Genomic DNA, 14,911 nt, shown 5'->3' with positions numbered 1-14,911 from the left:
GCCCTCCTGCGGATAGCATTGACATGGCTGATCCTGTTCCCTCATCACCGTCCCGGAAGGGGGCCGCTCGCGTGAGTGTGCTCGACGAGATCATCGACGGCGTACGCGCCGACCTCGCAGAGCGGCAGGCGCGTGTCAGCCTCGACGAGCTGAAGGAGCGCGCCGCACGCGCCCCCGGAGCCAAGGACGGAGTCGCCGCCCTGCGCGGCGAGGGCGTGACCGTCATCTGCGAGGTCAAGCGTTCCAGTCCCTCCAAGGGGGCCCTGGCCGCGATCGCCGACCCGGCCGCGCTCGCCGCGGACTACGAGGCGGGCGGCGCGTCCGTCATCTCGGTCCTCACCGAGGAGCGCCGCTTCGGCGGTTCCCTCGCCGACCTGGAGGCCGTCCGCGCCAAGGTCGACATCCCGGTCCTGCGCAAGGACTTCATCGTCACCTCGTACCAGCTCTGGGAGGCCCGTGCCTACGGCGCCGACCTCGCCCTGCTGATCGTCGCCGCCCTCGACCAGGAGGCCCTCGTCTCCCTGATCGAGCGCGCCGAGTCCATCGGCCTGACGCCGCTGGTCGAGGTGCACGACGAGGAGGAGGTGGAGCGCGCCGTGGACGCCGGGGCCAAGATCATCGGTGTCAACGCGCGCAACCTCAAGGACCTCAAGGTCGACCGCTCCACCTTCGAGCGCGTCGCCCCCGAGATCCCCGACCGCATCGTCAAGGTCGCCGAGTCCGGCGTCCGCGGTCCGCACGACCTGATCGCGTACGCCAACGCGGGCGCCGACGCGGTGCTCGTGGGCGAGTCGCTGGTCACCGGCCGCGACCCCCGGGCCGCCGTCGCCGACCTGGTCGCCGCCGGCGCCCACCCCGCGCTCCGGCACGGACGGGGCTGACCGCGCCCGTGTCCGCCCACCGTCCCGCGTCCCGTGTCCGGCCGGGCCTGCGCCCCGCCGGTACGACGGCCGCCCGGGACCCGCACGCCCCGCTGGCGCGCGGCTGCCGGCCCCGCGGCTGCCGCGCCCCCGCGCGCCGCGTGCACGGCCGGCGGGTGCGGTACGTGATCGGCGACGAGCCCGGCCAGGTCAACGGCATGCGATGGCGCACGGGGACCGCGCCCTAGCGAGCCCCGGCCGTCGTACCCGCGCCCTTCCCGGCGTACGCACGCCCGCACCCGCCCGACCGAACCCGGCCGCGGCGGCGCTCCGCCCACGGCGCATACGGTGAACCCACCCATTGCGATGTCGAGGAGCACGTCGGATGTCATCTGACTTCTTCATTCCGGACCCGGAGGGTCTGATCCCCAGCGCCGAGGGGTATTTCGGCGCGTTCGGCGGCAAGTTCATCCCGGAGGCGCTCGTCGCCGCCGTGGACGAGGTCGCCGTCGAGTACGACAAGGCCAAGGCCGACCCGGCCTTCGCCGCCGAGCTCAACGAGCTCATGGTGAACTACACCGGCAGGCCCAGCGCGCTGACCGAGGTGCCGCGCTTCGCGGAGCACGCGGGCGGCGCCCGGATCTTCCTCAAGCGCGAGGACCTCAACCACACCGGCTCGCACAAGATCAACAACGTGCTGGGCCAGGCGCTGCTCACCAAGCGCATGGGCAAGACCCGGGTCATCGCCGAGACCGGCGCCGGGCAGCACGGCGTCGCCACCGCGACCGCCTGCGCGCTCTTCGGCCTCGAATGCACCATCTACATGGGTGAGATCGACACCGAGCGCCAGGCGCTGAACGTGGCGCGGATGCGGATGCTCGGCGCCGAGGTCATCGCCGTGAAGTCCGGCTCCAGGACCCTGAAGGACGCCATCAACGAGGCGTTCCGCGACTGGGTCGCCAACGTGGACCGCACGCACTACCTCTTCGGCACCGTCGCGGGACCGCACCCCTTCCCGGCCATGGTCCGCGACTTCCACCGGGTCATCGGCGTCGAGGCCCGCCGCCAGATCCTGGAGCGCGCCGGCCGGCTGCCGGACGCCGCCATCGCCTGCGTCGGCGGCGGCTCCAACGCCATCGGGCTCTTCCACGCCTTCATCCCGGACGCCCATGTGCGGCTGATCGGCTGCGAGCCCGCCGGACACGGCGTGGAGACCGGCGAGCACGCGGCGACCCTGACCGCGGGCGAGCCCGGCATCCTGCACGGCTCGCGCAGCTACGTCCTCCAGGACGACGAGGGCCAGATCACCGAGCCGTACTCCATCTCGGCCGGTCTCGACTACCCGGGCATCGGCCCGGAGCACTCGTACCTCAAGGACATCGGCCGCGGCGAGTACCGCGCGGTCACCGACGACGCGGCCATGCAGTCGCTGCGCCTGCTCTCCCGCACCGAGGGGATCATCCCGGCCATCGAGAGCGCCCACGCGCTGGCCGGCGCCCTGGAGGTCGGCAAGGAGCTCGGCAAGGACGGGCTGATCGTGGTCAACCTGTCCGGCCGCGGCGACAAGGACATGGACACGGCGGCCCGCTACTTCGGGCTGTACGACGGGGCCGACGGCACCGTCGAGGCCGATGTGGCCGACGGCGAAGAGGAGGTCACCAAGTGAGCGGCAACGTGGAGCTGTTGAACACCTCCCTCGCACGGGCGAAGGCGGAGGACCGGGCCGCGCTCATCGCGTACCTCCCGGCCGGATTCCCGACCGTCGACGGCGGGATCGAGGCCGTGAAGGCGGTCGTGGCGGGCGGCGCGGACATCGTCGAGGTGGGGCTGCCGCACAGCGACCCGGTGCTCGACGGGCCGGTCATCCAGACCGCCGACGACATCGCCCTGCGCGGCGGCGTGAAGATCGCCGACGTGCTGCGCACGGTCCGTGAGGCGCACGAGGCCACCGGCGTACCGATCCTCGTCATGACGTACTGGAACCCCATCGACCGCTACGGCGTCGAGCGGTTCACCGCCGAGCTCGCCGAGGCGGGCGGCGCCGGGTGCATCCTGCCCGACCTGCCCGTCCAGGAGTCCGCCCTGTGGCGCGAGCACGCCGGCAAGCACGGTCTCGCGACCGTCTTCGTCGTCGCGCCGAGCAGCAAGGACGAGCGCCTCGCCACCATCACCGCGGCCGGGTCCGGCTTCGTCTACGCGGCCTCGCTGATGGGGGTCACCGGCACCCGCGAGTCGGTCGGCGAGCAGGCCCAGGACCTGGTCACGCGCACCCGCGCCACCACGTCCCTCCCGGTCTGCGTGGGCCTGGGCGTCTCCAACGCCCGGCAGGCCGCCGAGGTGGCGGGCTTCGCCGACGGGGTGATCGTCGGTTCCGCCTTCGTCAAGGCGATGCTGGACGCCCCCGACGAGCAGGCCGGCCTGGCCGCCGTCCGCTTCCTTGCGGGCGAACTCGCCGAAGGCGTTCGAAAGCGCTGAATCGGGTGTCACCCGAACGGGTGGACCTGGACCGGGGAGGCACGCGCGTGCCTCCCCGGTTCGTTGCTGCGGGTGTGAGCGAGAAGAACGAACAGGGAAAAAGGGCCGCGCGAGACCGGCTCGTACAGCAGCGCGAGCGCCAGCGGGCGAGCGAGCGCCGCAGGCGCACGCTGATCGTCGCCGGCGCGGTGGTGGGCGTGCTGGCGCTGGCCGCCGTCGTGGGCGTGATCGCCGCCAATTCGGGCGGCAAGGACAAGAGCGGCGAGGCGGGCCCCGCGGTCGCGCCCTCCGGCGCGACCGGCAAGGACAGCCTGGCCATCCGGGTCGGCGCGGACAACGCCCCGTCCACGCTCACGATCTGGGAGGACTTCCGCTGCCCGGTCTGCGCCCAGTTCGAGAACGCCTTCCGCGACACGGTGCACCGGATGGAGAGCACCGGACAGATCAAGGTCGAATACCACCTCGCCACGATCATCGACGGCAACCTCGGCGGCAGCGGCTCGCTCCGGGCGGCCAACGCGGCGGCCTGCGCGCAGGACGCCGGCAAGTTCTCCGCCTACCACGACGTGCTCTACCGCAACCAGCCGCAGGAGACCGACGACGCCTTCGGCGACAACGCCAGGCTGATCGAGCTCTCGGCGAAGGTCCCCGGGCTCGACACCCCCGGTTTCCGCAGCTGTGTGGAGGACGGCAAGCACGACAGCTGGGTCAAGAAGTCCAACACGGCGTTCCAGAAGGGCGGCTTCCAGGGCACGCCGACCGCGCTGCTCAACGGGGAATCGATCTTCCCGAAGAAGGGCGACGAGCCGATCACCGAGGCGAATCTGAAGAAGTGGGTGGCCGAGGCCAACAAGGGCAAGAAGCCGGGCACGGTCACCCCGGCGCCCTCGGGTTCCTGACCGCTCCGGGGCGTGGACCGGCGGGGAATCGATGACCTGCCCGTTACCCAGACGTTGCCGGGTGGGTTGCCGTATGCCCCGCCCGGCAAGGTAGCGTCGACCTTGCCATGGACCTTGCCTACATTCCCAGCCCGTCGACCGGCGTGATCAATCTCGGCCCGATCCCGCTCCGCGGCTACGCGTTCTGCATCATCATCGGTGTCTTCCTCGCCGTCTGGCTCGGCAACAGGCGCTGGGTCGCCCGGGGTGGCAGACCGGGCACCGTCGCCGACATCGCCGTCTGGGCCGTGCCCTTCGGCCTGGTGGGCGGTCGGCTCTACCACGTCATCACCGATTACCAGCTGTACTTCAGCGAGGGCAAGGACTGGGTCGACGCCTTCAAGATCTGGCAGGGCGGCCTCGGCATCTGGGGCGCGATCGCGCTCGGTGCCGTCGGCGCCTGGATCGGCTGCCGCCGTCGCGGCATCCCGCTGCCCGCCTGGGCCGACGCCCTGGCACCCGGCATCGTCCTGGCCCAGGCGTGCGGCCGCTGGGGCAACTGGTTCAACCAGGAGCTGTACGGCAAGCCGACCGATCTGCCGTGGGCGCTGAAGATCAGCGAGGGACCGAACCGGGTCGCCGGCACCTACCACCCGACGTTCCTCTACGAGTCGCTGTGGTGCGTCGGTGTCGCCCTGCTGGTGATCTGGGCGGACCGCCGCTTCAAGCTGGGACACGGCCGGGCGTTCGCCCTGTACGTCGCCGCGTACTGCGCCGGACGCGTCTGGACCGAGTACCTGCGGGTCGACGAGGCCCACCTCATCCTGGGCCTGCGTCTGAACGTGTGGACCGCGATGTTCGTGTTCGTGCTGGCGGTCGTGTACATGGTGGTCTCGTCGAAGATCAGGCCGGGGCGCGAGGAGATCGTCGAGCCGGGGGCCGCCGAGGAAGCGGCGGCGGCCGAGGAGGCGAAGACCGCCGGGGACGACGCGGCCGCGAAGGACTCCGGGGCCGCCGAGGACGAGAGCCGGAAGGCCGACGGTGACGCCGAGCGCGCCGACGACTCCGCCGACGACCGCACCGCGAAGACGCCGGAGAAGGCCGCGAAGGCACCCGGGAAGACCGGAGCCGCGGAGGCGGCCAAGAACGGCTGAACCGTGTGAACCCGTACGTGGGGCCCCGGACCGACCGGTCCGGGGCCCCACGCATGTCCTCGGCGCCCGCTCCCGCCCGCCGGTCCTCAGCCGACGGGCGGGCCGGTCCCACCGGCCAGCGCCAGCGTCCGCCGGGCCGAGGCCACCACCGCCGCGTCGACGAACCGGCCGTCCGGCAGGGCCAGCGCGCCCTCGTCCGAGGCGGCCGCCGCCACGATCTCCGCCGCCGCCTCGATCTCCCGGGCCGTCGGGCGGAACGCCCGCTCGATGACCGGGAGCTGGCGGGGATGGATCGCCGCCCGGCCCAGGAAGCCCAGCGCCCGGCCGTGCGCGCAGGACGCCCACAGGCCGTCCAGGTCCCGGACGTCCGGGAACACCGACTGGGCGGGCGGGGCGAGCCCGGCCGCGCGGGCGGCGACCACCACCCGGCTGCGCGACCAGTCGAGCCCGGCGTCGTCCCGTACCCCCAGATCGGCCCGGAGGTCCGCCTCGCCCAGGGCGATGGAGCGTACCTGGGGATGGGAGGCGGCGACCGAGTACGCGTGCTCGATGCCGAGCGCCGACTCCAGCAGCGGGCAGAGCGCCACCCCGGGCGCCACGGCCGCGATGTGGTGGACGGACGCCGCGTGGGTGATCTTGGGCAGCCGGAGCCCGGCGAGCCCCGGCAGCCCGGCCAGGGCGAGGATGTCGGCCTCCGTGTGGACCCGGACATGGAGCGGCACGGCCGTCTCCCCGGCCGCCTCGGACAGCAGCTCGACGGTGGCCGACCGCGCGTACTCCTTGCGGTCCGGCGCCACCGCGTCCTCCAGATCCACGATCACCGCGTCCGCCCCCGAGTCCCGCGCCTTGCGCACCACCTCCGGCCGGTCCCCGGGGACGTACAGCCAGGTGAGCGGGACCGACGCGGTCACAGGACCCGCTCCGCGCGCAGCGCGGCGATCTCCGGGGCCGACAGCCCCAGCCCCGTGAGGATCTCCTCGGTGTCCGCGCCGTGCGGGCGGCCCGCCCAGCGGATCGAGCCCGGTGTCGCCGACAGCCGGAACAGCACGTTCTGCATCCTCAGCGGACCCAGCTCCGGGTCGTCGATCTCGGTGACGGAGTCCAGGGCCCGGTACTGCGGGTCCTCCATCACGTCCTGGACGTCATGGATCGGCGCGATGGCCGCCTCCGCCTTCTCGAAGGCCGAGACCGCCTCCTCCCGGGTGTGCCGGGCGATCCAGTCGCCGACCGCCTCGTCGAGCTCGTCGGCGTGCTCGGCACGGGTGGTGCCGGCGGCGAACCAGGGCTCCTCGATCAGCTCCGCCCGGCCGACCAGGCACATCACCCGCTCGGCGATGGACTGCGCCGAGGTGGAGACCGCGACCCAGTGCCCGTCCGAGGTGCGGTACGTGTTGCGCGGGGCGTTGTTCCGGGAGCGGTTGCCGGTGCGCGGCTGCACGTAACCGAGCTGGTCGTACCAGAGGGGCTGCGGCCCGAGCACGGTCAGGATCGGCTCGATGATCGCCATGTCGACGACCTGCCCCAGACCGGTGTGCGCGCGCCCGGCGAGCGCGGTCATCACCGCGTACGAGGTGGCCAGCGCCGCGATCGAGTCGGCGAGCCCGAACGGCGGCAGGGTGGGCGGCCCGTCCGGCTCCCCGGTGATCGCGGCGAACCCGCTCATCGCCTCGGCCAGGGTGCCGAAGCCGGGGCGGTGCGCGTACGGGCCGAACTGCCCGAAACCGGTGACCCTGACCAGGACCAGCCGGGGGTTGACCGCGTGCAGCTCCGCCCAGCCCAGGCCCCAGCGCTCCAGGGTTCCCGGCCGGAAGTTCTCGATGACCACATCGGTCTCCGCGGCCAGCCGGAGCAGTACGTCACGGCCGCCGGGGGTGGACAGGTCGAGCGTCAGATTGCGCTTGTTGCGGCCGAGCAGCTTCCACCACAGGCCGATGCCCTCCTTCGTGGGGCCGTGCCCGCGCGAGGGGTCGGGCCTGTGCGGATGCTCGACCTTGATCACATCGGCGCCGAAGTCGCCGAGCATGGTGGCGCAGAGGGGACCGGCGAAGAGCGTGGCGAGGTCGACGACCCGCAGCCCGGTCAGCGGGGCCCGCGCGGGCGCGGTCACGCGGCGTCGATCTCGGTGCGGTACGGCATGGAGGTCGAGGCGCCGGGCCGCTGCACGCAGAGCGCGGCGGCCGCCGACGCCCAGGCCAGCGATTCCGGTACCGGCCGCCGCTCGCCGAGCGCCACGGCGAGCGTGCCGACGAAGGTGTCGCCCGCCCCCGTGGTGTCGACGGCGGTGACCTCGGGGGCGGGGAAGAGGACGGGCTCGCCGCCCCGGGCCGCGTACAGGCAGCCCTTGGCGCCGAGGGTGATGACGACGGCGGGGACCTGGCCGAGCAGATGCCGGGCCGCCGCGTGGGGGTCGGTGAAGCCGGAGAGTGCGGCCGCCTCGTGCTCATTGGGGATCAGCAGGTCGACGCAGTCGAGGAGTTCGGACGGCAGCGGCTGGACCGGGGACGGGGTGAGCAGGGTCCGCACCCCCTGGGCACGGGCCGTCCGGGCGCCCTCGACCACCGCGGACATCGGCAGCTCCAGCTGGAGGAGCAGCAGTTCGGCGTGGGCGATGGCGGCCATCTCGCCGGGGCCGAGGGCGGTGACGGTGCCGTTGGCGCCGGGGATCACCACGATGGAGTTGGCCCCCGTGTCGTCGACGACGATGTGCGCGGTGCCGCTGGGGCCCTCGGCGGTGTGCAGGAGATCGGTGTCGACGCCCGCGTGCTCCAGGGTGGAGCGCAGCACCGTGCCGTACTCGTCGTCGCCCACCGCGCCGATCATCATCACCTCGCCGCCCGCGCGGGCCGCCGCGACGGCCTGGTTGGCGCCCTTGCCGCCCGGGACGGTGCGCAACTCCCGCCCGGTGACGGTCTCTCCGCGCCCCGGAGCCCGTTCGACGTAGGCCACGAGGTCCATATTGGTGCTGCCGAGCACCGCGATGCCGGTCATGGGCACAGTGCCTCCTTGGGGGTGAGCCGGTGGGTCTGTTCGGCGAGTTCGTCGAAGCCCACGGAGTCGAAACCGGGGACGGACGAGGCGAGGCGGTTCTTCAGCGGAGCGGTCCAGCGCTCCGGCAGCAGTGCGGGGGACCCGGCCAGCAGCCCGGCGAGCGAGCCCGCGGTGGCGCCGTTGGAATCGGTGTCCCAGCCGCCCGACACCGCACGGCAGACGGAGAGCGAGAAGTCGCCGTCGGCGTGGGTCAGCGCGGCGGCGAGCAGCGCGGCGTTGGGCAGCACATGGACCCAGTGGTACCCGCCGTACTCCGCGTGCAGCCGGTCGGCCACCGTGTCGAAGCAGGCGCCGCCGCGGGCCGCCGCGATGCCGAAGCGCACCGCCCGCGCGAACCTCGAACGCGGCGGCACGACCCGCAGCCCGGTGGCCAGGCACCCGTGCACGTCGCTCTCGCCCCCGGCGGCCTCGGCGAGCGCCGCGGCGGTGAACATCGCCCCGTACACCCCGTTGGCGGTGTGGCTGAGCACGGCGTCCCGGTGCGCCTGCTCCGCCGCGGCCGAGGGGTCGCCCGGATGGGTCCAGCCGTGCACATCGGCCCGGATCTGCGCACCGATCCACTCCCGGAACGGGTTGCGGTACCTGGCGGTGTGCGGGGGCTCGATGCCGTCCAGCAGATTGCGGTACGCGACCCGTTCGGCGGTGAACGTCCGGCCCGCCGGGAGCTCGTCGAGCCAGAGCCTCGCGAGGTCGCCGGTGGTGAAGGACGGGCCGTGCCGCTGGAGCAGCAGCAGGGTGAGCAGGGGGTGGTTGAGGTCGTCGTCCTCGGGCATGCCGTCGATGTTCTCGGCCAGCGAGTTGGGTGCGGAGCGACGGTTCCAGGGGTAGGTGGCGGCCAGCGGGGCGGGCAGCCCCCTGGCGGTGAACCAGGTGGTCAGCGGCCAGTTGCCGGTGGCGCGGGCCAGCGCGCGGATGCCGTCCAGCGGCAGCTTCTCGACGGGTTTGCCGAGCAGACAGCCGGCCGCCCGCCCCAGCCAGGCCGCGTGCAGCCGGTCCCGGTCCACCGACGGCGGGTCGGGCCGGGGCGTCGGCCAGTCGGGGCACACGGCCCGGATCGCGGCCATATCCGTCGGCTCGTCGGTCTCCGACGGCGACTCCAGCAGGGCGAGTTCGTCGAGCAGCCGCTCCGCGAGGGTGCGCAGCTCCGGCGCGGGAGGGGAGGAGGCGCCCGCGCGCTCCGGGGCGGGGGCGCCGCCCGCCTCGTACCACCGGCGCGCGATGGCCTGCGCGTCCCGCCCGTCCTCGGCCGCCTGGCGCAGTTCGTGCCCGACGAGGTCCTCGGGCTGCACCCATGTCACCCGTACGGTCATGGCGTACCCGCCAGCGCGGTGAACGCGGACTCGTGCGCGCGGCGCCGGGCCGTGTCCCGTACGAACACCTCCCGGGTGACGTCCGCCAGGGTCCGCGCGGGTGCGTGCAGATCGAGGCGGCTGGCCTCGGCGACCGTATCCGCCCAGGTCGCGGGGATCGCCCGGGGCCCGTGGAGCGCGCCCGCGACGGCGCCGCCCATGGTGGCGATCGAGTCGCAGTCCCGGCCGTAGTTGACCGAGCCGAGGACCGTCTGCCGGTAGTCGCCGTCCGCGACGAGCAGCATCCCGAGCGCGATCGGCAGCTCCTCGACGGCATGCAGCCGGGACGGTCTGCGGGCGCCGAGGGACGGGGCGCGGTAGTCGGGGCCGACCGTGTCGAAGGGGGCGACGGCGGCGCGCAGCGGGGCCAGCGCCGACTCGAAGTCGCTGTAACGGACGGCGACTTCGCATACCGCCTCGATCGCCGAGCGGGTGCCGTCCTTGGCGAGCGACAGACAGGTCCCGACGACGTCGGCGGGTGTCGCGCCCGGGGCGCAGGCGGCGGCGACGGCCGCCGCGAAGACCCCGGCCGCCTCCCTCCCGTAACTCGACTGGTGGGCACCGGCGACATCCAGCGCCTCGGCGTACGCGGCCTCCGGATGGGCGGCGTTCACCAGGCCGACCGGGGCCATGTACATCGCGGCACCGCAGTTGACGATGTTCCCGCTGCCCGCCTCGCGCGGATCGACGTGGCCGTAGTGCAGCCGGGCCACGATCCACTTCTCGGCGAGGAAGATCCGCTGGAGCGGCAGCGCCTCGGCCTCCAGCTCGGGGATCCAGCGGGGGCGGGCGATCAGCTCGGGCACGAGGTGCCGGGCGACCGCGTAGGCGTCGATGTGGTCGCGCACGGTGCCGTACACCCGCACCAGCGCATGGGTCATCAAGGTGTCGTCGGTGACGTGCCCGTCGCCCTTGTGGTACGGGGCGATGGGGCGCGCGGTACGCCAGTTCCCGCCGTCCCACGGGCCCACGATCCCGTCGATCCGCCCGCCGTGGCGGGCCATGATCTGCTCGGGGGACCGGCCCTCCACCGGACCGCCGAGCGCGTCGCCGACGGCGGCGCCGACCAGTGCGCCCGTGATCCGTTCATCGAGTGCGAGTGTCGTGGGCCCGGCCTCGGACCGGGTGGGCATCGTGGATGTCATGTCCGAATTGTCCACCAGGGTGCTTCGGTTCCGTGTCTGCCAGCAGCCCGGCGAGTTCGATGAGATCGGTGCCCGCGAGCCGGGGCAGCGCACAGCCCGCGAGGGTGCGGCAGGCCTCGCGCCAGCCGTCCGGGACGGCGCCGACCCCGCCGAGCGCGCCGGTCAGCGCACCGGCCAGGGCGGGCGCGGAGTCGGCCACCCGTGACAGGCAGGCCGCCGCGGGAACGGCCTGGGCGATCTGACCGCGGGCGGCGGTGGCCAGGGCGAGGGCGACCGGAACGGTCTCGGCCGCGGCGATCCCGTAGCTGTAGACGTGGTCGACGATCTGGTGCTCCAGCACCGGTACGAGGGCGAAGGCGCCTGCCGCCTCGCCGACGAAGTCACGGGCGATTCTTACGGCGTGGGCGGCGTTGCGGGCGATCTCGGTGCCGTCGGGGAGCTGGGCGAGCGCGGCGTTCACCGCGGTGTCCACGTCCGCGCCGCCGAGCGCCTCGGCGATCGCCGCCGCCATCGCGCGGGCGCCGTGCACCCCGTCGCCGTCCTGGGTGTAGCGCGCGTCGAACTCGGCGAGGTCGGCGGCGGCGCCGGGGTCCCCGGGGTGGGCGACGGCGAGCACGGCGGCCCGTACGCAGGCCGCGTCGTCGAAGTAGTGCGGGTTGTCGTGGCCGGTGGCGGGCGGGCGCAGTCCGGCGGCGAGATTGCCGAGCCCGGCCCGTACCGAGATCCGGGCGCGCAGGGGGAGCACCGCGGACTCCACCTCGGGGGCGCGGGCGGCGGCCGCGGCGACCTCGGCGGCCAGGGCGTTCCAGGCGACGTCGATGGCGGCCCGCAGCCGGCGTCCGGGGGCGAGCCCGTGCAGCGGACCGGCCGCCGAGGTGAGCACGGTACCGGCGGCGAAGGCCGCCCATTCGGCGTCGTCGGAGGGCCCGAGCCGCAGCGGTTCGGGCGGCTGGTTGAGCGCGATGGGGACGGGCAGCGTGGTGGTGGCGTTCTGCTCGGCGAAGGTGTCGAGCTCCCGGGTGAGCCGCCGGGTCCACTCGGGCATCCGGGCGGCCCGGTGCCGTGCGGCGGGCCATCCGGCGGCGTCCCCGGAGGCGAGCCCGAGCAACAGCCCCTCGATCCGCGCCCGACGCCCGGGGGCGGGACGGGGGCGGAGGCGGGGAACGGGGGAGGCGGCGGGGGCGGCTTCGGTGCTCGTGGACGGGTGGATCCGGGCCCGGTCCGTGTCGGCGAGGGAAGCGCGGGAGGTGTGCGGCGTACGGGTATCCGGGGTTGGCGTGCGTGGCGTGCTGGTGTCTGGGTGGGAGGTGCGGGGCGTACCGGTGTCGGTGGGTGGTGTGGGCGTACCCGTCTCGACGGATGGCGTACGGCGCGGAACCGGGTCCGTGCGTGGGCGGTGCCGGGCCGGGGCCTCGTCGCCGGCGCCGCCGCGCGTGGTGACGTTCTCGTACGCACCGTCGCCCCCGCCCGTCCCGTCGGCACCGCTCCCTCCACGAGCCGCACGATCCCGGCCGGCCGCGCCGGCCCGATCGTCCCCACCAGCTTCACCAGCTTCATCAGGTCCACCAGCTCCACCGCCCTCGCCGGCTCTGTCGGCCCCGCTCCTCCCGCCCCTCCCGCCGGTCGTGTCGGCGTCGTCGGCCTCGTCCGGAGTGAGCAACTCCGCGATGTCCAGGACGTGATGGCCCCGCATGGTCGGCAGGCAGCTCCCCCGGACCGGGCCGATCGCCTCGCCCCAGGACCGCGGAATCGCGGACGCCCCGTGCAGCGCACCGGCCAGGGCCCCCGCCAGCGCGGCCGTGGTGTCCGCGTCGCGGCCCATGTTGACGGCCGTCAGCACCGCCGCCCGGAAGTCGCCGCGCACCGCCGCGAACGCCCCGAAGGCCAGGCCCACCGCCTCGGGCGCCAGGTCCGTCCACGGATAGCCGCCCACCACCACCGCGGAGCGCACCGCGCGTTCCATGGTGAGCCGGTCGGGGTAGGCGCGCTGCGCGGCCGCCACCGCGCGCCGCAGCGAACGCGCCGTCCAGGAGTCCATCGGCACGACCGACAGCGCGGCGGCGATCACCGAGGTGACCCCGGCCCCCACCATCGCGGCGGCCACTCCGGCCGCGACCGCCTGGCCGCCGTAGATGCCCTCCCCGTCATGGCTGACCCGCCCGTCCACCGCGACCAGCCGCGCCGCCTCGTCCGGCCGGCCCGCCGCGAAGACCCCGAACGGCGCCGCCCGCATCGCCAGCCCGTCGCTCCAGGCGTGCCGGTGCTGGGCGGAGATCGGGGCGGCCAGGCCCCGGCGAAGGTTCTCCAGCGTGCCGCGCTCGCTGAACCCGGCACCGCGGAACTGCCCCTCGTCGAGGTCGGCGATCCACAGGTGCCAGGCCCGCTCCACGTGCGTGACGGTCAGCGCCGAACCGTGCCGGGCGAGCAGCAGCCCGGAGAAGATCGCGTACTCCGTGTCGTCCGTGCCCGCGGGGTCGTCGCTCACGAAGCCCTCGATCCGGCCCCAGCGGCGCCGGATCTCGGACGGCCGCATGTTCTCCGCCGGAGCGCCCAGCGCGTCCCCGACCGCGAGACCGAGCAGGGCGCCGCGGGCGCGGTCGGTCAGGGTCGTCCGGGGGACCTCGCCCCGGCCCCCGCCGCCCGTCCGGGGCTCCGCCGGACCTCCGGTGATCAACTCCATGGCGTCGACCCTTCGCTCGCACCGAGCCAGTTCTCGTACTCCCTCGGATCTGTGCCACGCGGAGCCCCGACAGAGGCCGGCAACCCCAACAAAAGGGCCAGTCGGATGACGTGTCAGAAGCAGGAAGGCAGGCCGTACTTACCTGCTCAGGAGGGTGGTAAGTACGGCCTGCCTTGCTGGCGGGAGCCGTTTTTCGTGCGTACTTTCGAGGGTGTCGAGCGGGGGCGGGGCGCATGGATTCCGCCGCCGGAGAAGGGGAGAGCCGTGTCCATCATCGAGACCGACGCCGTACTGCACGAGGCACACCGCGACAACCACACCCACCGCGACGTGAACGGCGGCTGGCTGCGTCCGGCCGTGTTCGGCGCCATGGACGGGCTGGTCTCCAACCTCGCGCTGATGACCGGTGTCGCGGGTGGCGCGGTCTCCCAGCAGACGATCGTGATCACCGGTCTGGCGGGCCTGGCCGCCGGCGCGTTCTCCATGGCCGCCGGCGAATACACCTCCGTGGCCTCGCAGCGCGAGCTGGTCGAGGCCGAACTGGACGTCGAGCGACGGGAGTTGCGCAAGCACCCCAAGGACGAGGAGCGGGAGCTCGCCGAGCTCTACGAATCCCGGGGCGTCGACGCCGCACTCGCCCGCGAGGTCGCCCGGCAGCTGTCGCGCGACCCGGAGCAGGCCCTGGAGATACACGCCCGCGAGGAGCTGGGCATCGACCCGGGCGATCTGCCCTCGCCGCTCGTAGCCGCCGTGTCGTCGTTCGGCGCGTTCGCGCTGGGCGCCCTGCTGCCCGTGCTGCCCTATCTGCTCGGCGCGAGCGCGCTGTGGCCGGCCGTGCTGCTCGCGCTGGTCGGACTGTTCGCCTGCGGCGCGGTCGTCGCCCGGGTGACGGCCCGCAACTGGCTGTACAGCGGACTGCGCCAGCTGGTGCTGGGCGGTGCCGCGGCGGCCATCACCTACGGGCTGGGCACGCTGTTCGGCGTGGCCGTCGGGAGCTGATCCGACGAAGGTCCGGGCAGGCGCACCGAGGAGGTGTGCCTGCCCGGAGCCATGTCCGCCACCCGTGTGACGTACGTCTTGGTGACCGCCCCTGGGCGGAACGGCCGCCGCGGGCGTAAAATGAGTCCCTATGCAGGGCTGCACATAAGTAGCCACTACCCGGCGGTTTCATTTTCTTCGCCACCGGGCAAGAGCCGTAGACACCGCGGGCAACGACGCCTGCTCTCTGCGGCCCCCCGGGCGCCGATCCTCCGACTGCGACCCACCCCCACCGTCTCGGGCGGTGTCCGTATGTTGGAACGAGCTATCCGCTTTTTGAGAAG

The 14,911-nt window shown here is 73.8% G+C and carries 13 protein-coding genes and 1 pseudogene; 7 read left to right on the top strand and 7 right to left on the bottom strand.

The window, feature by feature from the left end; translation table 11 throughout:
- Positions 1 to 71: 71 nt before the first annotated feature.
- The 6 genes from trpC (at position 72) to lgt (ending at position 5,367) form a co-directional block, all read left to right on the top strand.
- Positions 72 to 881 carry an indole-3-glycerol phosphate synthase TrpC gene (trpC, locus tag ACFVFH_RS01175; RefSeq protein ID WP_093543506.1) on the top strand — a complete coding sequence of 270 codons (810 nt, stop codon included), beginning with the start codon at positions 72 to 74 and terminating at the stop codon, positions 879 to 881.
- Positions 882 to 928: 47 nt separating this feature from the next.
- Positions 929 to 1,108: a tryptophan biosynthesis modulator TrpM gene (trpM, locus tag ACFVFH_RS01170; RefSeq protein WP_344516448.1), complete on the top strand. Its 180-nt coding sequence runs from the start codon at positions 929 to 931 to the stop codon at positions 1,106 to 1,108.
- Positions 1,109 to 1,245: 137 nt separating this feature from the next.
- A complete protein-coding gene (trpB, locus tag ACFVFH_RS01165) occupies positions 1,246 to 2,526 on the top strand; it encodes a tryptophan synthase subunit beta (RefSeq protein WP_383761662.1) in 1,281 nt (426 codons plus the stop codon).
- Positions 2,523 to 3,335, top strand: coding sequence for a tryptophan synthase subunit alpha (gene trpA, locus ACFVFH_RS01160; protein ID WP_383761658.1), 813 nt, complete (start codon positions 2,523 to 2,525; stop codon positions 3,333 to 3,335). Before trpB ends, trpA begins: the two co-directional genes overlap by 4 nt.
- Positions 3,336 to 3,409: 74 nt before the next feature.
- Positions 3,410 to 4,234 carry a DsbA family protein gene (locus ACFVFH_RS01155; protein WP_383761656.1) on the top strand — a complete coding sequence of 275 codons (825 nt, stop codon included), beginning with the start codon at positions 3,410 to 3,412 and terminating at the stop codon, positions 4,232 to 4,234.
- 107 nt (positions 4,235 to 4,341) lie between these two features.
- Complete coding sequence (lgt, locus tag ACFVFH_RS01150) at positions 4,342 to 5,367, top strand: prolipoprotein diacylglyceryl transferase (RefSeq protein ID WP_383761653.1); 1,026 nt, start codon at positions 4,342 to 4,344, stop codon at positions 5,365 to 5,367.
- An 86-nt stretch (positions 5,368 to 5,453) separates the two neighbouring features.
- Here lgt and ACFVFH_RS01145 read toward each other — a convergent pair whose 3' ends face one another.
- The 7 genes and pseudogenes from ACFVFH_RS01145 to ACFVFH_RS01115 all read right to left on the bottom strand — a co-directional run.
- On the bottom strand, positions 5,454 to 6,278 hold the full coding sequence (locus tag ACFVFH_RS01145) for an HpcH/HpaI aldolase/citrate lyase family protein (RefSeq protein ID WP_383761650.1): 825 nt from the start codon (positions 6,276 to 6,278) through the stop codon (positions 5,454 to 5,456).
- Positions 6,275 to 7,474: a CaiB/BaiF CoA transferase family protein gene (locus ACFVFH_RS01140; protein ID WP_383761647.1), complete on the bottom strand. Its 1,200-nt coding sequence runs from the start codon at positions 7,472 to 7,474 to the stop codon at positions 6,275 to 6,277. Before ACFVFH_RS01140 ends, ACFVFH_RS01145 begins: the two co-directional genes overlap by 4 nt.
- The gene (rbsK, locus tag ACFVFH_RS01135) at positions 7,471 to 8,355 is read right to left on the bottom strand and encodes a ribokinase (RefSeq protein WP_383761645.1); all 885 of its coding nucleotides are present in this window, start codon (positions 8,353 to 8,355) and stop codon (positions 7,471 to 7,473) included. The genes ACFVFH_RS01140 and rbsK overlap by 4 nt, the downstream gene beginning before the upstream one ends.
- Positions 8,352 to 9,725 carry an ADP-ribosylglycohydrolase family protein gene (locus tag ACFVFH_RS01130; RefSeq protein WP_383761642.1) on the bottom strand — a complete coding sequence of 458 codons (1,374 nt, stop codon included), beginning with the start codon at positions 9,723 to 9,725 and terminating at the stop codon, positions 8,352 to 8,354. Before ACFVFH_RS01130 ends, rbsK begins: the two co-directional genes overlap by 4 nt.
- Complete coding sequence (locus ACFVFH_RS01125) at positions 9,722 to 10,909, bottom strand: ADP-ribosylglycohydrolase family protein (RefSeq protein WP_383761640.1); 1,188 nt, start codon at positions 10,907 to 10,909, stop codon at positions 9,722 to 9,724. Before ACFVFH_RS01125 ends, ACFVFH_RS01130 begins: the two co-directional genes overlap by 4 nt.
- The gene (locus ACFVFH_RS01120) at positions 10,851 to 12,029 is read right to left on the bottom strand and encodes an ADP-ribosylglycohydrolase family protein (RefSeq protein ID WP_383763473.1); all 1,179 of its coding nucleotides are present in this window, start codon (positions 12,027 to 12,029) and stop codon (positions 10,851 to 10,853) included. The genes ACFVFH_RS01125 and ACFVFH_RS01120 overlap by 59 nt, the downstream gene beginning before the upstream one ends.
- 453 nt (positions 12,030 to 12,482) lie before the next feature.
- A pseudogene (locus ACFVFH_RS01115) lies at positions 12,483 to 13,589 on the bottom strand (ADP-ribosylglycohydrolase family protein); the annotation flags it as partial.
- Positions 13,590 to 13,853: 264 nt separating this feature from the next.
- On the opposite strand from ACFVFH_RS01115, the gene ACFVFH_RS01110 reads away from it, so the two are divergent.
- The gene (locus ACFVFH_RS01110) at positions 13,854 to 14,588 is read left to right on the top strand and encodes a VIT1/CCC1 transporter family protein (RefSeq protein WP_383761637.1); all 735 of its coding nucleotides are present in this window, start codon (positions 13,854 to 13,856) and stop codon (positions 14,586 to 14,588) included.
- Positions 14,589 to 14,911 lie beyond the last annotated feature (323 nt).

The organism is Streptomyces sp. NPDC057697, assembly GCF_042799335.1.
Taxonomy (GTDB): domain Bacteria; phylum Actinomycetota; class Actinomycetes; order Streptomycetales; family Streptomycetaceae; genus Streptomyces.
Note: the sequence above shows the minus strand (reverse complement) of the source record. Positions and strands in the feature narration are given on the sequence as shown.